This is a genomic window from Phycisphaerales bacterium (assembly GCA_029268515.1).
Lineage (GTDB): Bacteria > Planctomycetota > Phycisphaerae > Phycisphaerales > SM1A02 > JAQWNP01.
On sequence record JAQWNP010000010.1, the window covers coordinates 197,233 to 217,378 of the forward strand.

The following is a 20,146-nucleotide window of genomic DNA, read 5'->3' on the forward strand; positions in this document are numbered from 1 at the left end:
TATGAATACGATTCACGGAAATTTCACTCGGGTTCCCACGCTTCTGGCGAGTCAAGTGCTTTTGGATTCACTTGGCCGTACAAGCCAAGAGCTGTTGCGTACACAAATTGAGCTCGCGACTGGCAAGGCAGTGGGGCGACCTAGCGATCGACCAATTGCTGCCAGTGGTATTGCTGCAGTTGATGACATGCTGGAGCAGGCTAATCAGTATTTGCGCAACTTGTCTCATGCGGATTCAGTCTTGAATATGGTGGATGCAAGTCTTGCTGAAGCGACAGAGGCGCTGAATCAAGCCCACTCGATTGGGCTCTCAGAGAGCGGTGTCGGAAGTGATGCCGCGACTCGGGCAAATCAGGCAATCGTCATTGATTCACTGCTTGATCAGATGACCATGCTCGCGAATCGCGATTATTTAGGTATCTCACTGTTTGGAGGTACGGCCAGTGGAACGACGCCCATGCAAGCTCTTGCTGGTGGTGGACTCCAGTATGTAGGTGTTGGGGATGGCTTATTAACGGCTTTGCCAATGATTGGTGCAACGCCTATCACCATTTCTGGTGCTGATGCCTTTGGAGCTTTGAGTACTCGAATCGAAGGCTCTACAGATTTGCAGCCACAGCTGACATTGGAGACGAGACTGTCAGATCTAGGAGGGGCGCAGGGCCAAGGCGTGGCTCTGGGAATGATCGAATTGACCATGCAGCCGAGTGGTGAGGTTTACTCTGTTGATCTTGCGGGGTGTCACACGATTGGTGATGTCATTGATCGTTTCAGCGAAATTGCAGACGTGACCATAGCAATTGATCCCATATCGAGTCTTGGATTTAACGTTACACCTCCCGTGGGTCAGAGTCTGGTCATTTCACAGGGGCCAGCGGCTGCTGATCTTGGTTTGATAGGCACATTTGATGATCCCGCAGGCACCGTTGGGCAGGGGCTAGACCCACGAATATCGGCGCAGACAGATTTGGCAAGCTTGGGTGGGCTCTCACTCCCACTTGGAAGTATTGAGATTACCAATCTGGGTCAGACGCATCAGCTGGATCTGAGTTCAGCTCAAAACGTTGGAGATCTCATTGATCTGGTCGCGGCCTTAGATATCGGTGTCCGAATGGAGATTGCTGATTCAGGGGATCGGCTCAATGTTGTTAATCAAGCCTCTGGTTCGCAGATGAGCATTGGAATGTTCGAAGGCGATCAAACAGTAGAGATGCTCGGTATCCGAAGTTTAACAAGCAGCACTTTGCTATCTGACTTCAATAATGGCATGGGTATTGGCATTGTTTCTGGGTCATTAGATGCTACGACAGGTGAGCCAGATCCTGCCGCTAATATGGACTTTCGCATCAACCTTGCTAATGGTGAGTCCTTTGAGGTGGATCTCACTGGTTGCTTGATAGTTGGTGATGTACTCAATGCAGTCAATCAGGCTGCACTGGACGCCGGTGTGCTTGTCCCTGATGAATTTGAGGCCAGCCTTGTCTCAGAGGGCAATGGATTTAGGTTTATTGATCAAACCGCTGTCATAGGTCAGATATCGATTGAGCCGCTCAACGGCTCCACAGCTATCGGTGATCTGGGCTTTAAGGTGGGTGACGGTGAGGGTGGAAGCGCAAGCTTGAGCAGTTCCGATCGCGCAACGGTTGCCGTTGAAAGCACATTTACCCATCTCATGGCACTCCGAGACGCTCTAGAGGCCAATGACGAGCGTGGCATCTCGCTTGCAACACAGAAACTAGAGACTGACCTAGATCGTCTCATCGAGGTACGGGCTGTTGTTGGTGTCCGGTCTCAGCGAGTGAGTGCAACAACCACGCGCCAGGAGGATCTAGTGATTCAGTATGCATCGATGCGGAGTGAGCTTGAAGATCTTGATTACACAGAAGCATCGATTCGTTTTGCGACCCTGCAGCAGCAGCTACAGGCAGGACTTTTGACCACGGGGCAGTTGGCCTCAATGTCACTACTTGACTTTCTTGGTCCCTGAATGGGGCCTTTACTTAGAGCCCTTCAGGGCGTTTTAGTGGAAGTAACGATTGGCTCTGCGGCCGGGTCAATCGTCAATGACAGGACGTCGGGAGATCGAGTGGACTCGATCAGAAACCCACGGAGTGGATGGCCGGCAGATGGAGTTCGCACATGCAAGTGCAAACCACGCGTTTCGGACAGGTAGAGATCAATGAAGATCGAGTTATCACATTCGCTTCAGGTCTCTTGGGATTTTCAAGTTACAAGCGTTATGCGCTGCTGAAACCAGATGATGACGGCGTCTTCTATTGGTTGCAGTCTGTGGATAGCCCAGAACTAGCATTCGTAGTCACTGACCCGTGCCTATGGATCAAAGAGTATGAGGCAACAATTCGCCATGAGCAAATGGAGGATATGGGTCTAGCGAGTCTTGATGAAGCACAGGTTTTCGTCATCGTTAATAAATACGATCAGGCATTAACAGCCAATCTACAAGGTCCTCTGGTGATCAATGCAAAATCTCAAGTCGCCATGCAGCTTGTACTTGCAGACAAGAGATGGACCACACGTCATGAGATCGTAACAGTGAGTGAGCCGTTCCAAGCAGCGACTGCCTGACGGTCACCACTAAAACGTGCGCCAATGCCAAAGAGGCGAGAGGCGTTTTTCTGAAACTGCAGGTGAGGATGCCTGTAGCTAAACACGAGAGCTTCGTTCCAGGAAGGATCCAGGAATGCTCGTACTTTCGAGACATCGAGACGAAACAATCATGATCGGCGACGACATCGAACTGACCGTCGTTGATATCCGGGGAGATAAGGTTCGACTGGGGATCAAGGCGCCTGTTCAAGTCGCCGTACATCGTAAAGAGGTGTACGACGCTATCAAACTTGAGAATGAACAAGCTGCTCAGATCTCCGAATCAACCGCAGCGGCGCTTGGCCAAACCCGACGCGCTGCTGGCGGCGATCGACTATCAGTTAAGCGGTCTATTAGAACATCTGGATAGGTCGTCGTGCGCAATGAGAAAGCGGCTAGGTTCATTGTGAATTTATGAAAGAACGCTTCGCGTTCAATAGAGAAGGCTGTCATCAAGGAGGATCGCCATGGCTCGAATCAACTCTAATATCTCCTCATTAATTGCCCAGCGAAATCTGGCGCAGTCTAATACCGATCTTGCAACAAGCCTCGAACGCTTGTCAACGGGTTTGCAGATTAATGGTGGCGCAGACAATCCTGCAGGGTTGATTATTTCAGAGCGGCTTCGGTCAGAACTTAACGGTATGAATCAGGCCGTTAATAATTCAGAACGAGCAAGTAGTGTCATAGCGACCACAGAAGGTTATCTTTCTGAGATATCTGACCTACTGAACTCTGTCAAAGGTCTTGTCACTGAGGCAGCGAACACTGGTGGCGTTAGTCTCGACGAGATTAAAGCAAATCAGATGCAAATCGATGATGCCATTGACTCAATTACACGTATCAGTAACACGGCGAGTTTTGCTGGTCTACAGCTACTCAACGGATCAATGTCTTACATGACGTCAGGAATTTCTAATTCTGATATTGATGCGGTTCAGGTGTGGAGTGCTCAGTTTGGGAACGCAGATCAGGTACCAGTGAGTGTTGAGGTTGTCACAGCTGCTGAACAGGCTTCGCTTTTTCTTTCGGGCACCACTTCTGAGGGTAATCCACCGGCGGGTATCTTGCTCTCAACAGTGACTCTTGAAATTGCGGGAAATACGGGTGTACAGTCACTGACCTTTGTGTCCGGTACGACCTATGATGACATTGCCAATGCCATTAACACACTTTCTGAATCAACTGGTGTGCAAGCTTCGCTATTCAATGTCGCCGATGCTTCAAGCGGTCTGACTTTCACATCAACTGGCTATGGAGACGACCAGTTCGTTTCAGTAAGACCAATAGGGCAGGGCGGTGAAACTTGGCAGACACATCTTGCCAAGGCAGCTGATCCACTGAATCCAACCGCTGGCGAAGCTCAAGCAACTGAACGTGATGAGGGTGTCAATGTTGGGGCGATCGTCAATGGAGCCCTTGCCGTTGGCACCGGATTGGAGCTCGCACTCAATACCACGGGTTTGACATTAGACATGGTGCTGACCGAAACCTTTGCAACAACGGTCTCTGGCACAAGTAGTGATTTCTCTCTGACTGGTGGCGGTGTTAACTTCCAGCTGGGCCCAACGATCTCAGAATCTCAACGTGTTGGGCTGGGTATTCCGTCGGTGGCCGCCAGTAGATTGGGTGGTACCGTCTTAGAGGGGGTCCGATATTGCCTAGATTCCTTGCGTACAGGTGGTGACAATTCACTTGTCGCAGGCGCCTCAGCAAACGCTTCTTCAATCTTGGAAAGTGCAATAAATGAGGTTGCGCAGCTACGCGGCCGACTTGGAGCATTCGAGCGTAATACCATCGATACAAGTATTAGGTCCTTGCAGATTGGGATCGAGAATATCACGGCATCTGAATCTAGAATCAGGGATACAGACTTCGCGAAGGAAACGGCCGCGCTGACACGAGCACAGATTCTCGCGCAGGCCGGCACATCTGTATTGGCAACAGCCAATGCACAAGCGCAAAACGTGCTTGCATTGCTTTCGTAGGAGAAAGATAAGCGAAGATCTTCGCTTATCTGACGCCCGATAACTGAAAATATGAGATGACCCTCGTCTTTGTGGCGAGGGTCATTTGATATTGCGGATAGATAGAGCCATCACAGGCTTAGGTCGCAGAGGGCGGCTTCTGTCTGAAAAGTCTATTTACTTCCCAGTGGCTCGAGCCCCTGTGAAGATTGTATGAAGGATAGAGGTGCCCAAAAACAGTCGCATGCCCTTGAGAAAATAGGGCAACGCACAATTCTGAGTATCACGGTTCCTTCGGGGGAATTTTCAGGACGTTCTATGGTCGCTGTTTGATATTCACGGCTCAAAGAAATGCCGGTATTTAGAACCGGTTGTAACAACTAACGGATTGACCGGCTATCAGGGCACGATGGCCAACTCATTGATTCAGGGAGGATCAAATGACTCGTATTAATACAAATGTCTCATCAATGCTGGCGCAGCGGGTTCTTGGCTCGCAAAACAATGCGCTCACAACGAGCTTGGAGCGGCTGAGCACAGGACTTCGGCTCAACCGTGGTGCTGATGGCCCTGCCGATCTCATAGTGAGTGAATCACTTCGGGCTGAGCAGGTTGCTATCAACGCAGCGATTAGCAACGCGCAGCGAGCGGAACAACTTGTGAATGTGGCTGAAGGTGGTCTACAAGAGATCAGCACACTTCTTCTAGAGTTGCAAACATTAGTTGGCAAGAGTGCGAATGAAGCTGGTTTCTCCGCTGAAGAGCGTGAAGCAAATCAGCTAGAAATTGATTCCATCTTGCAGACGATTGATCGTGTGGCAAATTCTACCGAGTTCAATGGTATTAAATTGCTCAACGGTAACTTTGACTATACAACTTCTGGTGTCTCGTCTGATCTTGCTGACGTTACGATCAACTCGGCTCGCATGCCTAATACTGGAAGTGCAACATTAGATGTGACCGTCGATGTGCTCACAGCAGCTGAAAATGGCACTGTCTATCTCTCAACGACTGCGAATCTGGATAACTCAGACAACGGTTCTATCACGTTTGAGATTGCAGGCAATCAGGGTGTCCAGCAATTTACCTTTGCTTCAGGTACAGCGCAGGCGGACATTATTACAGCAATCAATTCTTTCAGTGAGTCTCTTGGCGTCAACGCAAGCCAGGCAGCAGGAAATACAGATCGAATTGCTATTACATCAAGTGGTTATGGTGAACAATCATTTGTAGATGTATCAATGCTCGAAGGTGCAGCAGATGATCTCATCTTCGATGTTGAAGTCGCAGGTACTGGAAGTAGCGATGTTCGAGATTCAGGAGCAGACGCTTCTGTACTCATTAACGGTACGCAGGCAGCAGTTAACGGGCTCCACGCACGTGTTGCTAGTGATGGCTTTGATGTTGCAATCAACATTGATGGCGATTCAACACTCAATGGTGCTGCGCAATCCACAAGCTTCTCAATTACTGGTGGCGGAGCAGACTTTAACATTGCTCCAGATGTCAGCCTCTCAAGCAAGGTATCAATGGGTATTCATGCAGCAACTACCGGAAGCTTAGGTGGTTCTGAATGGGGTTACCTGTCATCCTTGAAGTCTGGCGGTTCTTCGAATGTAGCTGACGGGAATCTGTCGGGTGCTCAGTCTATTGTGAGTGATGCGATTGAACAGGTTGCTTCGATGCGAGGTCGTTTGGGTGCATTCCAGCGAAACACATTAGGTTCGACTATTAATAATCTGGGTGTCACGCTAGAGAATACCGCTGCTGCTGAGTCACAGATCCGTGACACAGATTTTGCAGCAGAAACTGCGGCACTGACACGACAGCAGATTTTGGCGCAAGCATCAACGCAGGCGTTGTTGATTGCAAATGCACAGCCGCAATCGGTATTGGCATTGCTGGGCTAATCGCAGTGCTTCATCGTTTGTAAGCGATATCAATGAGTCGCCCCGACCAGAAGGTTGGGGCGACTTTTTTATATGGTTGTAAATAGAAAGGACCCGCAGTTGAACTGCGGGTCCTTTTGAAAAGCGGCGTGTGACTGCTAGAAATTAGTAGCCTTGTCCACCAGTGACATGGTCTTTGCCACGTGCACCGTTGGTTGTATAAATAGGGCCACCCCAGCTGCACCAGTTATCATCAGCAAACATTTGGCGGAAGCCTTCATCTGCTGAGCCATCTATATGGCGTTCCTGTAGTGAGCCACCATCTGGAGTGTTGGTGTTCCACATACCAACGCCATTATTCTGGCTGCCAATTTGCAGATTCTGCTGTCTCATTTCTTCAACATTGAGCCCAATATTACTGCCGTCCCAGTTCACCTTCTCAGGTGTTGACCATGGGGAGTGATTGAATTGATGTGGCTCGCAGTTTGCATAGGTCGGTTGGGGATAGTACTCGGCGAAGGCTGGATTGGCTTCCATATGTGGGTTGCACTGGTTTTGTGAATTCTGGTACCAGCCATACTCACCAAGCAAGACCTTTTGATTGGCAAATTTAACCTGTGAACCACGTGGTGCCTTGTAGCCTGTTGGCATATCAAGTGGGCTTGTCCAGGAGCTGGTGTTGCCGTTGGAAGCACTCATGACCTGAGGGCTAAACATACCAGCAGGGCTGATGTAGTAACTGCACTGTCCTGGTGCACCACCGCCACGGATACTGGGATCGGCAGAGAACGAGCCAGGAGCTTGGCGGGCGGTTTCGGTACCTTCCCATCCAGCATAGTCCTTGGGAGCGTACCAGCTTTCAGAGTAGTACCGACCGTCAACGTAGTCGTGTAGTAACTTGGCATTCGGATGTCGGTAAAGGCCTTCATTGACAAATGCAGCATTCGTCAAGGTTGGGCCAGATCTAAACTGGAAGGGCACGTTTAGAAATGGTGGGGGCATCGTCCAGTAGTTCATACTATTGCTGGACCCACCCTGCATGACTTCACCGAGCTTAAGTCCTGGAAATCCTGACCAGATATCGCCTTGTGAAGCATTACCACCAGTATCGCCTCGGAAAGCATCATAAGCATTAGAGGCTTGAGTGATGTCATCACCAAAGGTAGACAGATTATCTGGTACTGCACTTGGCTGTTGGCCGTCGTTCTCAGTGCCAAAGGTCATCATCCCTTGGTAGATGGTATTGAGATTGGATTTTGACTGAGTGGTCAGTGCTGTATCGCGTACTTTATTGAGGGTCGGCAATAGAATTGCGATGAGAAGTGCAATGATTGCAATCACCACAAGGAGCTCAATAATTGTGAACGCTCGTCTAAAATTCGACTTCATTGACTAGTTCCTTCCTGATCTTGACTCAAGACGTCATATTTGTAAGTACAGGCTGTTCAAAAGTTTGATCTTGCGATCGCTGTGATCATCCTACACACAATTCCCTTGAAGGCGGCAAGAATAAGCACTCTCAAGCGCTGTCTATGACCGCACAACCGTGCCTCAGGGGCACCGTAGCAATCACATCCTAAACACTTTGGAATGCCTGCTTTAGGTTCAAAGAACCCTCCGCTACCATCCAGAACAAGAGACCAAAACAACGGGTTGGAAGACATGAGGCCGATAACCCGCCTAAAAAACCAGCCATAAAACCTCGACGCCCGAGGTAACTATGACATTCGGCCACTTACATAGTCCCGCATGGTTTGAGTTATGGCAAGTCGAATTCCACAGAATTGAACCCTTTTTGACTTCTTTCCTCAGATGATCAGGGTGGTCAGAAGCCCTGATAGAGGCGTTCTGGGTCCGATTTCAGCGGCATCTGTGGGCCTTTTTAGGCTCTCACTTGCTGTGGGTGGGTTTTGGCTGGCTGGCTATCGCCTTGAAGGTAGGCCTGGCCAGTAGGGGTCAATTGCCGTCCTTGCCGGGTACGAGCTAGAAAACCAACTTGAAGCAGGTAGGGTTCAACTAGGTCTTGCAAGGTGCCGGCATCATCTCCCATGGTTGCAGCCATGGCCTCTACTCCTACGGGCCCACCAGCATAGACCTCATTGAGGGTCTTCAAATAGCGACGGTCAAGTTCGTCGAGGCCAAGTTCATCAATGCGTTCAAGGGCTAATGCCTCTTCCACAACCAGCTCGCTAATGGAGCCACCAAATCGGACTTGGGCCAAATCACGAACACGCCGTAAGAGCCGGAGGGTGACGCGAGGGGTACCGCGGCTACGCCTGGCAATCGCCTGGCGCGCATTTTTTGTCATCGAGGGTAGGCCGAGGCGATCGGCCGCTCGATGGAGGATCTCGACTAGTTCTTTCTCATCATAAAAGCGAAGGTGGTTGACTAAGCCAAAGCGGCTTCGCAAGGCCGCCGTGAGCAATCCAGCTCGGGTTGTGGCACCAATGAGGGTAAATGGTTTGAGTTGGTAGGTCACCATTCGGGCGTGCATACCAGCATCAAGTGTGAAATCGATCTTGTAGTCCTCCATCGCAGGGTAGAGGTACTCTTCAACGGCTGCAGGCAGTCGGTGGATTTCATCAATAAAGAGCACGTCGCCAGCCTGCATCTTAGTTAGTGTGCCAACGAGATCACTCGCCTTGGTCAGTGCTGGACCAGAGGCTTGGTGTAGCTGTGTACCCATTTCCACAGCCACCACATGAGCAAGGGTCGTTTTCCCCAGTCCTGGCGGTCCATGTAATAGGAGATGCTCCATCGGATCACTTCGTTGTTGAGCGGCTTGCAATGCGATTCGCAAGGTCTCTAGCATCTCGGATTGGCCGATATATTGGGCCAGTTCCTGTGGGCGAACGCTACTTTGATTGGCGGTTGGTTCAACACCTGTGGGGTGCTCTTCGACCGTCACCTCTTTATTGGTAGCTTTGCCGCAGACAACGCGCTGTCGTGCCATGACGGGACCTTCCCTGGTCGTATTGATCTGCGATAACCATGCAGATCGATGTGGCCTGAATATTGGCCTGGTTTGTAGCTGAATCACACTATAGCGGCCAATCCCTAACAGATATCGACCAACTGCGTGGTTCGCCTCCACAGAGTGACTTTGGAATCGCTTTCGTACTCAGTGGTCATGCATGATTTTCAATCGATTTTGTCGGCATGGTGCTCAGCAAGCGAAGCTCGAAGTGACTTTTTGCTCCAGGTCAGTTTCATGCAATGAGACCCGTCGAGTAGATCACTGATGGTTTGGCCGAGAAAGACCTGCCGCCAGCCCTTAGGAAGCGCAGAGGCTGCACCTTCACCTCGACGGTGGGCCAGCATCGCTTGGCCGGTTGTGGCTCTGGTGATCACCAGCGATGGGGCGACACCGCTACCGAGACACCAAGCTTGAATCAATGCCCACAAGTGATCGGTTGTGGCCCGCTGTTCAAAAGTGAGATCCGGTTCTTGAGAGCTAGGCCATGAGGACTTTGGCTCAGCGAGTGCAGTTTGCGTAGCATCGATCAGCTGTTGTCCATAGGCCTCAGCAAGCGGGCGTGGCAGCCCCTGGACCTGCTTAAGTTCTGGGATGCTATTTCGGGGTGTACGGGACAATGCGAGTAGCACCTCATCCTTAAGCAGTGTTCGTGGTGGAAGATCATGCTCACGAGCAGCTGCATCGCGTACCGCAACCAAGGCACGAAGCACCGTCAAACTGCGCGGCCCCATCGAACGACTCTTGCGAATTCGCTGATAAGCAGTTTTAGGATTGAACTGATAGTTACCCATCTCTTCCAAACGCATCATTTCTTGACGCGCCCAGTCCATATGGCCCGCTTCGTCGAGCTTCTTACAAAGCTTCTGGCGCAACAGAAGTAGAAAGCGGACATCATTGGCGGCGTATTCAATATGGACATCTGACAGTGGGCGTTCATCCCAGTGTGTAAAGGTCAGAGACTTAGGTAGTTTGTACTTACAGAAACGCTCGACCAACCGTGCCAAAGAGACGGGGTATCCCTGGCCTACAAACGCCGCTGCAATCTGGACATCGAAGATATTGGAAGGTGCCTTCCCCCCCAATCGAACGACTGGTTCAAGATCCTGCTGGCCGGCATGGACGACGACATCAATATCAGGATCGGCAAGTACTTCCCAGACTCCGCTGAGATCCAGATCAGCCATGGCATCAACAACCGCTATTTGTTCGGTCGTGACCAATTGAATGAGGCAGAGCTTGGGAAAATAGCTGAGTTCACCTACGAATTCAGTGTCGTACGCCACGCACTTACACTCGTGTATATGTTTGAGGAAGGCGTCTAGTTTGTTTTGTGTCTCAATAAATACGGGTGGGTCGGTGACAATGAGATCGTTCTCTGGCAGTTTGGCCGGCTTCACCAGTGCATTTGCTTCGCTCGAAGATAATGCATGTTGACGTGTACGCTTTCGACTCCTGTGTGTATGCGCCAGAACATTCTTTTTCTTTGGGGTGGGACTCATGGGCTGGTCTCCTCTAGAGTCTTTGGCTCCACTTGCCGCAATGTCACCTCTGGATAAGAGCCAGAGTTTCCATTGAGTAAGGGTGCGCTTTGCCCATCCAGCGTAGCGTTTAAAAATGAGCGTATGTACTGACTGAGTATGAACTGAAGGCGAGTGCCATCGATTGGGTTCGCGGATGGCCATCGCAGCACATCTGAGTTGAAAGCGAGATCGGTGAAGTCGCCAGAGCTCGTGTTTACGATGATGGCTTCGTAAGCTACTGGTGCAAGTTCCGCCATCGTTTGTCGGTTTTGCTGTGGTAGAAGTAAGAGGTTCTGCTGTTCTGTAGTGAGGTTCGGCGCCGACCTTTGCGGACTGTTCGCAAAGAAGAAGGGCACACGCGTTCCTTCTGTTAACGGTCGCCCGCGAGCATCAGCTGAGAATGCAATGCCGGCATTGATGCGACTGTCGTCAAGGGCAGCTTGCGCAGCGGCTCCACCGCCAAGTCCATGGCCAAGTACCGCAATTCGATTGGGATCAATCTTTGATGAAATGGCTTCAGGAAAGGCCTCGCTCCCAAGCACCATGTCGAGCACAGTACTGATGTCCTGCGCTCTTACTTGCATATGCTCAAGCTGTTTTTGTTCAATTTCTTCGGGAGGCAGGGGGCCGCGTTGATCATCTGGTAGCCGGGCCTTCATGGTAATGAGCCTTCCATCTGGCATGATCACGGCGCCAACGGAATAGGGGTGATCAATTCCAATCACAATCATGCCATGGCTGGCCAGTTCGGTGCAAAGGCCTGTATACATCCACCTCGCAAAGCCGCGTTCGCCAGTCAGAACGATCAGCGGCATTTTGGTCTCGACAGGAAATGGCTCAGGGGCATTCATAGCGGGTGACTTCACTAAGCCCCAGTAATTGAAAATCCAAGATGGAAGCTGATTTTGTTTCGCAAATGGAGGCGTTAGTTTTGAGACGTCGGATATGTACGCCGCAGGTTGGTTGTCACTCGATCGTTGCGCTGGATACCACACCTGCAACATGAGCTCACGCTTGTCATCTCGTTGGTCGGGTGTATAAGTCTCAGGCCTATTTTGATCAATGATATAGAACGTTTCTGTGCCAACGGCATAACGCCCAGTTGGTGGAGCAATTTGCCAGATGTTAAAAGTGGTGGTTGTCACGTAAGCCATGAAGATGCCCAAGGCGAGCAGCCCACCAACGAATAATTCTACACCTCGATAGCGATCTTGGTTCTGTTTGGTTTGGGTTATAAAGAGAATGATGATCGCACAGCCTTCAACCACATAGGCGGGTATCAGCTGCCAGCGATATCCTTCAAGGCCCAGTTGCGCCAGCGTCACGAATGCAGCGGCTATACATACGAACCAAACCCAAGTTCCACCGTAGGCGTGCCGATATTGACGCGGCGCGAGTACAACTACAGTGAGTACTGCAGCGGCGAGCAGGACGATGACCTCAAGTGGTCGCATAGTTAGCTCATTGAACACGGGCCGTGGGGGTTTCCACACCCACACCCGGTTGCCATAGAGGGGGCGCGCTGGCCTTTTGATGACTGACCCACAAGTACCTCACTCAGTATGCGTTGATAGGTTCGCCCTTTGCCATCTGGATCTTCGACCAGATCATCAGCCTCTGTAAAGCGACGAAGCAGCGTCAGTCTTGAGCCATCTTCAACGGCCTGATACTCATACTGTGGCACAAACAATCCTTCCATAGAGAATGCAGTTTATTTAGACCTGCTCGAGCGCTCGCTCAAGGTCCTGTTGTAGGTCAGCAACGTCTTCGATCCCAATAGAAATTCTTACCAGCGAGTCACTGATGCCGAGCTCGGCTCGCGTCTCTTGGGGTAAAGATGCATGAGTCATGATAGCTGGGTGTTCAATCAGTGACTCAACACCGCCAAGTGATTCTGCTAACTGGAAGATTGACACAGTCTCCAAGAAACGTCGTGAAGCAGCCAGATCACCTTTTAGAATAATAGTAATCATCCCACCTCCAGCAGCAGCGCCATCGATCTGCATTTGTCGGCATGCGATGTCGTATTGAGGATGACTCTCTAGCCCAGGATAGATCACACGTTCTACCTTGGGGTGTGTCTCTAGCCACTTTGCAATGAGTTGCGCTGAGGCACAGTGCCGCCGAATTCGAATGGCGAGTGTCTTAATGCCTCTTAGAAGTAGATAACTATCAAACGGGCTCAGTACAGAGCCAACGGCGTTTTGTAGATAGCGAATGCGCTCTGCAATAGCTGCTTGCTTGGTGACAGCTATTCCTGCCAGCACATCACTGTGCCCGCCCAGGTATTTGGTGCCGGAATGAAGAACCACATCAAAGCCAAGTGTTAATGGCCGTTGCAGCATCGGGCTGGCAAATGTGCTATCACAAACGGTCAAGATGCCGCGGTCTTTTGCGATGGATGCAACGTGTTCTAGATCCACGATCGAGAGGGTTGGGTTGGTTGGCGTCTCTACCCAGATCATGCTTGTTTTTTCGTTGATTGCACTGGCAAGCGTATCGGGTTTGGTGAGGTCGACATAAGTCACGGAAATACCCTGAGTACGCTCACGGACATGTGTGAGCAGACGGTAAGAGCCGCCATAAAGATCATTCATGGCCACAACGTGGGCGCCTGCATCGTTTAGTTCAAGCAAGGTGCCCATGGCAGCCAGTCCACTTGCAAAAGCAAAGCCACCAAAAGAAACATCTTCCTGTTCAGTCAGTGAAGATCCTTCGAGTCTGGCGATACATCGTTCTAGCGCATAACGAGTTGGATTGTGACTCCGCGTGTATTCATAACCACGGTGTTCACCAGGTGAGTTTTGTGCGTATGTAGTCGCGAGTGAGACGGGAGGCATCACGGCGCCAGTGATTGGATCCGCTTGCTGGCCAGCGTGAATAACTTGAGAGTCAGGATGTAGATTGTGTTGTGCCATTGTTCGTCTTGGTGATGCTCGCCGATAACCCTAAGGCATCTTGGCGCGAAGGTAGTTGATGAGGTCAATGCGAGTAATCAGTCCATAGTATTGCGAATCGTCACGCACGATTGCGACTCGGTCGGCGCGGAAGATAGGCATGAGATCGTTGATCGAGGCATCGGGTGAAACGGTTTGCAAACGGCTTGTCATGAAGTCACTCACGGGACGTTTGTTCATGTCTGGCGAGTTCATGAGCGCCATGAGTACATCAGATTCATCCAGGATGCCGATGACTTTGTTGTCTTGGTCTAAAACTGACATCTGACTGATGTCATAAAGCCTCATCATCTTAATGGCCTGTGTCAGTGGCATATGATCTCGTAGAGTGTGATCTTCGCCGTGTAAGTGACGGCGAGCAATGAGATCGCGCAGATTGCCATGCTGTGTTCGTTCAATAAAACCTTGGTCGACCATCCAGAGATCATTGAACATTTTGTCAAGGTATTTGGCACCGTTGTCACAGATCAATGTGACAACCCGCTTAGGCTCGGTCTGCTCGCGACAATATTGCAATGCAGCGGCAAGTAATGTGCCAACAGAAGAGCCAGCAAGAATGCCCTCTTTATGCAGCAGATCCCTCGCAGTAAAGAAAGCTTCCTTGTCGGTGATTGAGTATGCCTTATCAACAAGACTCAAGTCGAGAATATCAGGAACAAAGTCCTCTCCAATACCCTCAACAAGCCAGCTGCCGGGCGAAATCTCTTTGCCATCGTTGACAAGTGGAGCCAGTATTGATCCCTCCGGGTCAGCAAGAATGACCTCTAGTTCCGGATTGCATTCTTTGAGAAATCGACCGGCACCGGAAACGGTACCACCTGAACCGACACCAGCGACAAAGGCATCGACTTGGTGATCGAGCTGGTTCCAGATCTCAGGCCCTGTTGTCTCATAGTGGGCTTCAATGTTGGCTGGATTGGCGAACTGGTTGATATAAAAACTATTGGGTGTTTCACGAGCAATACGAGCTGCTACATCTTGGTAGTAGTCAGGGTGACCCTTTTCTACGTCTGATCTTGCAATGACGACTTGAGCGCCCATTGCTCGCAAATGTGAAATCTTGCCCGCACTCATCTTGTCAGGAACGACCACAGTCACCTGATAGCCCTTTTGCTGGGCAACCAAGGCCAGTGCAATGCCGGTATTGCCGGCAGTTGCTTCAATGAGATGTCCACCTATCTCCAGATGTCCTGCTGCTTCGGCGGCATCAATCATGGACACAGCAATTCGATCCTTAATCGAATTACCTGGGTTCAAAGACTCCATCTTGAAAAACAACTGGCAAGGGCCGGTGTCGAGCTTTTGGCATTCGACTATTGGTGTATTGCCAATCATCTCGAGGACGTTGTTATAGACATGAGCGAGCGGAGGCGAAGTTGTGACGTGTGGCTTATTCATAGGGTTAGAGCCGCCCATTGTAGCGGTCTGGCGCGGAGTTATGTTTTGGGCTTTCTGGCACGCCCCAGTCAAAAAGCAGCCCAAAGGTCAAGAGGCCGATTTTGTTAAAAAAGAGCAGGACGTGCCAGGAATTGGTCACGCCCTGCGAGTGGGGGGGTAAGTTGAGAACCCGCTTCAGTATTCACTGGGGGTGTGGGTCCTATACGTAGGTTGAGGGCAGCGAGTTCGATCTTGAAAGCCTGTTAGGTGCTGTTATTGCAGTTGCATTGGGCAAATCTTGGTTAAGAGCCTCTAAACACTTATAAAAATAGAAGAAAAAAAACGAGGTGCTGGCCTGGCCAGCACCTCGTCTCTAAGGAGCAGTTTACGATCGTGTTTAGAAATCCATGTCATCCATGCCAGGTGCTGGAGCCTTAGACTTCTTCTCTTTGATTTCTGTAATAGCACAGTCAGTCGTGAGCAGAAGCCCAGAAATACTCGATGCATTTTGTAGTGCAACGCGTTCGACCTTGGTAGGCACAATGACGCCGGCCTTGATGAGGTTCTCATACTTCTGAGTCATGCCGTTGTAACCCATATCAGCTTCATCAGCGTCTTCCACTCTTTGTGCGACGAGAGAACCCTCAAGGCCACAGTTTTCAGCGATCTGCCGAATTGGTGCAGAGACGGCTCGATGGACAATGTCCACGCCAAGCTTCTCATCACCTCGGACTTTTTGACGTATGGCGTCGAGTGCGGAACGAGCACGAATGACAGCGACGCCGCCGCCTGGCAGAATGCCTTCTTCAACAGCTGCACGACAGGCATGCAACGCGTCTTCAACACGGGCCTTCTTTTCTTTCATCTCTACTTCAGTGGCAGCACCAACATTGATTTGAGCCACGCCACCAGCCAACTTGGCCAGACGTTCCTGAAGTTTTTCAGTGTCATAATCGGAAGTTGATGCATCGATTTGTGCCTTGAGTTGCTCGATGCGACCTTTGATATCACCAGTTTTGCCAGCACCCTCAACAATCGTTGTGGTGTCCTTGTCGATGGTGATTTTCTTAGCTCGACCAAGACTTTTGAGTGTCATGCTCTCAAGGTCTACACCAAGTTCCTCCATGACAGGTTCTGCCCCGGTGAGGATAGCAATGTCTTGAAGTTGCTCTTTGCGGCGATCGCCAAAGCCTGGTGCTTTGACCGCAACAACCTTGAGCACACCTCGAAGGCGATTGACTACAAGTGTTGCGAGCGCTTCACCGTCAATATCCTCTGCGATGATGAGGAGACTCTTTCCACTTTCGGCAACCTTGCCAAGCAATGGCAACAGATCCTTTGCGGAAGAGAGCTTCTTTTCATGAACAAGTACATAACAGTCGTCAAGGTCGGCTTCCATTGCCGCAGCATCCGTGACGAAATGTGGACTGAGATAGCCCTTATCGAACTGCATGCCTTCAACCAGCTCAACAAATGTATCGAGGCTTTTTCCTTCTTCCACGGTGATGACACCGTCCTTGCCTACCTTGTCCATCGCTTCGGCAATGATCTGCCCGATCTGAGCATCTTGGTTGGCGGCACAGGTGCCGACTTGGGCGATCTCTGTAGATGACTTCACCTTACGCGACATCTTTTCGAGTTTTTCGGTAATGGCCCGACAGGCCTCATCGATACCACGCTTAATTTGATTGGCGTTGGCACCAGCGGTGATGTTCTTGAGACCTTCAGCAAATATTGCTTCAGCGTAGATGGTAGCGGTGGTCGTTCCATCACCCGCGTCCTTTGAGGACTTTGAGGCAACTTCCTTAACCATCTGAGCACCCATATTTTCATATGGATCGCTGAGTTCAATTTCTTTTGCAACAGTCACACCGTCTTTGGTGACCGTAGGAGCGCCAAAGGACTTTTCAAGCACAACTACGCGACCTGATGGCCCGAGTGTGACCTTTACGGCCTTGGCAAGTTTTTGAATGCCACGGAGCATCTGCTCGCGTGCGTCAATGTCATAAGCAATCTGTTTGGCAGCCATGATGTAATCGATCCTTCCATTCCCCCAGGGGAACAAGCGCGTCTGGGTTTGATGACTCGCTTAGTCAATGATTCCAAGAATGTCGTCTTCGGTCATAATGAGTAGCTCTTTGCCATCAATCTTGACCTCTGTTCCTGCGTAGGAATTAAAGATAACGGTGTCACCCTTCTTAACGGTGAAGGGGATATATGAACCAGTTTCATGATTCAAGTGTCCGTCACCAATGGCAACAATTTTGCCCTCTTTTGGTTTGTCTTTTGCGGACTCCGGTAGAAAAATGCCAGAGTCTGTCTGAGTCTGTGCTTCCGATCGCTGGATCAGAACTTTATCGCCGAGTGGTCGAACCTTCATTGCCTCGTACTCCTCTTTCCTCTTTTTATCCTTGATGCGCATTGTTCGTTTCAATACGTCGAATGTGTGATATCAAACGTCCATACAATGCCCACTCTGTGTGGGCCAACTGTCTTCATAGTGTCGAGAAAGAACACGCCGCATGACCTCTAGCATGGTCTCTAGCTGAACTGGTCGGTCGAGCACGGCAAACGCGCCATCACGCAGTGATTGCGAGAGCTCACGAGCGCTCTTGCGACGGGTTGGCTGACAAGGCCGGACCACAACGGTGGGCGGCGATGGCTCTAGGCGGCGTAGCAACTGCAGGATCCGAGCTGCGCCTGCGGGGGCCACCGAGCCCGCAGCCTCTTCACCAGACCTGAGTGGTGTGGTGAGGTCGACCACAGCAATATGTACAGGAACATTCTGGATGACTTCTGCAGCTTCTTCACCATTACCCACATCGATGCACTCGATTCCCATTGGGCTGAGTAGGTGCGGTAAGCGATGCAAGGGGGTCTCATCACGCCAGTCGTTATGGGTTAACAACAACGTCAACCGGCCTGAGCCAGCTCTTTGAATTGGCGTATTGTTCTCTGTCTGCATCATCATGGCGCACAACACCTTGCTCTACTGTGTTGCAACTCCCATGCCTGATCACGAAACGAGTGAATTCACTCAAGATATTGATCTGTAAGGGCTTAGAGGTGATCGTAGAGAGGGCCTTCTGGCTGGGTCCCTGTCAGGGGCGATTCCCAGCCCCAATGGCCTGCCATTGTGGCACTCTATTTAAGGATGGGGGGACCTGCACCGAGGGTGCTCAGAATTGAGCACTTCGAGGTGTTCGAGGATAAGGAATGACATCTCGGACATTGGCCATTCCAGTGATATACGCAATCGTACGCTCCAAGCCAAGGCCAAACCCTGAATGAGGGACGGTCCCGTAGCGACGAAGATCGCGGTACCACCAGTAGGCTTCACGGGGTACACCAGATTCATCAATCCTGGCATCAAGGACATCAAGGCGCTCTTCACGTTGTGAACCACCGATGATTTCTCCAATGCCTGGAGCAAGCACGTCCATAGCGGCCACTGTTTTGCCGTCGTCATTCAATCGCATGTAGAACGCCTTAATTTCTTTCGGGTAGTTCATGACTACGACAGGGCAGCCAAGCTCGCTGACCAACCATCGCTCGTGCTCTGATTGAAGATCTGTTCCCCAAGTCACGGGATACTCAAACTTGGTGCCACCGGAGATGGCTTTTTCAAGCCGAGCAACAGCCTCTGAATATTCAATCCGTGCAAAGCTCACATCAAGGAAACGTTCCAAGCGATCAATACAGTCTTTGTCAATGCGCTGCTGGAAGAAAGCCATATCCTCTGGACACTTTTCCAAGACCTCACGAAAAATGGATTTAAGGAATGCTTCCGCGAGGTTGGCGTTGTCGTTAAGGTCGGCGAAAGCGAGTTCCGGCTCGACCATCCAGAACTCTGCAAGATGGCGAGAAGTGTTTGATTTTTCTGCACGAAATGTTGGGCCGAACGTATAGACGCGGCTCAACGCTAGGCAATATGCCTCAACATTAAGCTGTCCAGATACTGTTAAAAAGCTTTCTTTTCCGAAGAAATCTTGCGTGTAATCAACTTCTCCAGATTCATCGCGAGGCAGGTTCTGCATATCTAAAGTTGATACGCGGAAGAGCTCTCCAGCGCCCTCGCAGTCACTTGCAGTAATGATTGGGGTATGAACCCACATGAAACCTTCATTTGACAGAAAGTTGTGTATTGCTTGAGAAACACAGTGGCGGACTCGAGCCACTGCGCCGAATGTATTGGTGCGAGGGCGTAAGTGTGCAAAGTCACGTAAGTATTCAAAGGTGTGTCGCTTTGCTGACGCGGGGTACGTATCTGGATCGTCAACCCATCCAATCACTTCAATATTTGATGCTTGCATCTCAACATTTTGTCCCTTCCCTGTAGATTGCACGAGATGGCCGGTGACAATGATTGAGCAACCCGTCGTTAAACTCTTTACTTGCTCTTCGTAGTTCTCCAACTCTGACGGTGCGACGACTTGAATCAGATCCATACAAGAGCCATCGGTGAGATGAATGAAAGAAAAGCCAGCCTTGGAATCGCGGCGGGTACGAACCCAGCCCTTCAAGACAACCTTTTGCGTGACATCATCGGTTGGAATCGCGGGGTTATTGAGCACATCGACAACACGAAGGTCTTGAGTATGGGATGGGGCAGGGGGCATTGGAAGTCTTCTTTATAGGGCGATTGTTGATGTTCTAAATGAGGGGCCAATGGCAGCCGCCAGTCAAACGAGGTGCTCGCGGCTGAGCAGATTAGGTCCAATTGGAAGACGTGACCATTCTAAACGTCCTGAGCTGAGGTCCAGACAAGCATTTTTGGGGGTTGAGACCCAAAAAAGACCTGCTGCGATTTTGTGCTCTAGAAGCCAAAAAACAACAGTTTAAGCGGTGATCT

The 20,146-nt window shown here is 50.6% G+C and carries 16 protein-coding genes; 5 read left to right on the plus strand and 11 right to left on the minus strand.

Annotated elements, in window-relative coordinates; translation table 11 throughout:
* Position 1 precedes the first annotated feature (1 nt).
* The 5 genes from P8J86_07400 to P8J86_07420 all read left to right on the plus strand — a co-directional run bounded on the left by P8J86_07400 (position 2) and on the right by P8J86_07420 (position 6,484).
* Entirely contained in the window at positions 2–1,987 is a 1,986-nt protein-coding gene (locus P8J86_07400; protein ID MDG2054516.1) for a flagellin, read from the plus strand.
* A 152-nt stretch (positions 1,988–2,139) separates the two neighbouring features.
* Positions 2,140–2,586, plus strand: coding sequence for a flagellar assembly protein FliW (locus tag P8J86_07405; GenBank protein ID MDG2054517.1), 447 nt, complete (start codon positions 2,140–2,142; stop codon positions 2,584–2,586).
* Positions 2,587–2,701: 115 nt separating this feature from the next.
* Positions 2,702–2,977 (plus strand): carbon storage regulator CsrA, encoded by a 276-nt coding sequence (gene csrA, locus P8J86_07410; protein ID MDG2054518.1) that lies wholly within the window; start codon positions 2,702–2,704, stop codon positions 2,975–2,977.
* A 97-nt stretch (positions 2,978–3,074) separates the two neighbouring features.
* A complete protein-coding gene (locus P8J86_07415; GenBank protein ID MDG2054519.1) occupies positions 3,075–4,595 on the plus strand; it encodes a flagellin in 1,521 nt (506 codons plus the stop codon).
* Positions 4,596–5,014: 419 nt separating this feature from the next.
* Positions 5,015–6,484: a flagellin gene (locus P8J86_07420; GenBank protein MDG2054520.1), complete on the plus strand. Its 1,470-nt coding sequence runs from the start codon at positions 5,015–5,017 to the stop codon at positions 6,482–6,484.
* Between the two features lie 144 nt (positions 6,485–6,628).
* Here P8J86_07420 and P8J86_07425 read toward each other — a convergent pair whose 3' ends face one another.
* The 11 genes from P8J86_07425 to asnS form a co-directional block, all read right to left on the minus strand.
* Entirely contained in the window at positions 6,629–7,852 is a 1,224-nt protein-coding gene (locus P8J86_07425) for a prepilin-type N-terminal cleavage/methylation domain-containing protein (GenBank protein MDG2054521.1), read from the minus strand.
* A gap of 493 nt (positions 7,853–8,345) precedes the next feature.
* A complete protein-coding gene (ruvB, locus tag P8J86_07430) occupies positions 8,346–9,416 on the minus strand; it encodes a Holliday junction branch migration DNA helicase RuvB (protein MDG2054522.1) in 1,071 nt (356 codons plus the stop codon).
* A gap of 188 nt (positions 9,417–9,604) precedes the next feature.
* Complete coding sequence (locus P8J86_07435) at positions 9,605–10,939, minus strand: HRDC domain-containing protein (GenBank protein MDG2054523.1); 1,335 nt, start codon at positions 10,937–10,939, stop codon at positions 9,605–9,607.
* The gene (locus tag P8J86_07440; protein MDG2054524.1) at positions 10,936–12,414 is read right to left on the minus strand and encodes a hypothetical protein; all 1,479 of its coding nucleotides are present in this window, start codon (positions 12,412–12,414) and stop codon (positions 10,936–10,938) included. The genes P8J86_07435 and P8J86_07440 overlap by 4 nt, the downstream gene beginning before the upstream one ends.
* 2 nt (positions 12,415–12,416) lie before the next feature.
* Entirely contained in the window at positions 12,417–12,644 is a 228-nt protein-coding gene (locus tag P8J86_07445; protein MDG2054525.1) for a hypothetical protein, read from the minus strand.
* A 31-nt stretch (positions 12,645–12,675) separates the two neighbouring features.
* Positions 12,676–13,878 (minus strand): PLP-dependent aspartate aminotransferase family protein, encoded by a 1,203-nt coding sequence (locus P8J86_07450; protein MDG2054526.1) that lies wholly within the window; start codon positions 13,876–13,878, stop codon positions 12,676–12,678.
* Between the two features lie 30 nt (positions 13,879–13,908).
* Positions 13,909–15,315 (minus strand): pyridoxal-phosphate dependent enzyme, encoded by a 1,407-nt coding sequence (locus tag P8J86_07455; GenBank protein MDG2054527.1) that lies wholly within the window; start codon positions 15,313–15,315, stop codon positions 13,909–13,911.
* A gap of 376 nt (positions 15,316–15,691) precedes the next feature.
* A complete protein-coding gene (gene groL, locus P8J86_07460) occupies positions 15,692–17,323 on the minus strand; it encodes a chaperonin GroEL (protein MDG2054528.1) in 1,632 nt (543 codons plus the stop codon).
* 60 nt (positions 17,324–17,383) lie between these two features.
* Entirely contained in the window at positions 17,384–17,674 is a 291-nt protein-coding gene (locus tag P8J86_07465) for a co-chaperone GroES (GenBank protein MDG2054529.1), read from the minus strand.
* Positions 17,675–17,746: 72 nt separating this feature from the next.
* Positions 17,747–18,265 carry a response regulator gene (locus P8J86_07470; GenBank protein ID MDG2054530.1) on the minus strand — a complete coding sequence of 173 codons (519 nt, stop codon included), beginning with the start codon at positions 18,263–18,265 and terminating at the stop codon, positions 17,747–17,749.
* 208 nt (positions 18,266–18,473) lie between these two features.
* Positions 18,474–19,913 (minus strand): asparagine--tRNA ligase, encoded by a 1,440-nt coding sequence (gene asnS, locus P8J86_07475; GenBank protein ID MDG2054531.1) that lies wholly within the window; start codon positions 19,911–19,913, stop codon positions 18,474–18,476.
* Positions 19,914–20,146: the final 233 nt, after the last annotated feature.

What these genes read in the sequence shown, in the direction of transcription:
- P8J86_07470 (MDG2054530.1), bottom strand. Translation starts at nt 18,265, where the DNA reads ATGATGATGCAGACAGAGAACAATACGCCAATTCAAAGAGCTGGCTCA.
- csrA (MDG2054518.1), top strand. Translation starts at nt 2,702, where the DNA reads ATGCTCGTACTTTCGAGACATCGAGACGAAACAATCATGATCGGCGAC.
- asnS (MDG2054531.1), bottom strand. Translation starts at nt 19,913, where the DNA reads ATGCCCCCTGCCCCATCCCATACTCAAGACCTTCGTGTTGTCGATGTG.
- P8J86_07435 (MDG2054523.1), bottom strand. Translation starts at nt 10,939, where the DNA reads ATGAGTCCCACCCCAAAGAAAAAGAATGTTCTGGCGCATACACACAGG.
- P8J86_07420 (MDG2054520.1), top strand. Translation starts at nt 5,015, where the DNA reads ATGACTCGTATTAATACAAATGTCTCATCAATGCTGGCGCAGCGGGTT.
- P8J86_07400 (MDG2054516.1), top strand. Translation starts at nt 2, where the DNA reads ATGAATACGATTCACGGAAATTTCACTCGGGTTCCCACGCTTCTGGCG.
- groL (MDG2054528.1), bottom strand. Translation starts at nt 17,323, where the DNA reads ATGGCTGCCAAACAGATTGCTTATGACATTGACGCACGCGAGCAGATG.
- P8J86_07455 (MDG2054527.1), bottom strand. Translation starts at nt 15,315, where the DNA reads ATGAATAAGCCACACGTCACAACTTCGCCTCCGCTCGCTCATGTCTAT.
- ruvB (MDG2054522.1), bottom strand. Translation starts at nt 9,416, where the DNA reads ATGGCACGACAGCGCGTTGTCTGCGGCAAAGCTACCAATAAAGAGGTG.
- P8J86_07465 (MDG2054529.1), bottom strand. Translation starts at nt 17,674, where the DNA reads ATGAAGGTTCGACCACTCGGCGATAAAGTTCTGATCCAGCGATCGGAA.
- P8J86_07450 (MDG2054526.1), bottom strand. Translation starts at nt 13,878, where the DNA reads ATGGCACAACACAATCTACATCCTGACTCTCAAGTTATTCACGCTGGC.
- P8J86_07405 (MDG2054517.1), top strand. Translation starts at nt 2,140, where the DNA reads ATGCAAGTGCAAACCACGCGTTTCGGACAGGTAGAGATCAATGAAGAT.
- P8J86_07440 (MDG2054524.1), bottom strand. Translation starts at nt 12,414, where the DNA reads ATGCGACCACTTGAGGTCATCGTCCTGCTCGCCGCTGCAGTACTCACT.
- P8J86_07415 (MDG2054519.1), top strand. Translation starts at nt 3,075, where the DNA reads ATGGCTCGAATCAACTCTAATATCTCCTCATTAATTGCCCAGCGAAAT.
- P8J86_07425 (MDG2054521.1), bottom strand. Translation starts at nt 7,852, where the DNA reads ATGAAGTCGAATTTTAGACGAGCGTTCACAATTATTGAGCTCCTTGTG.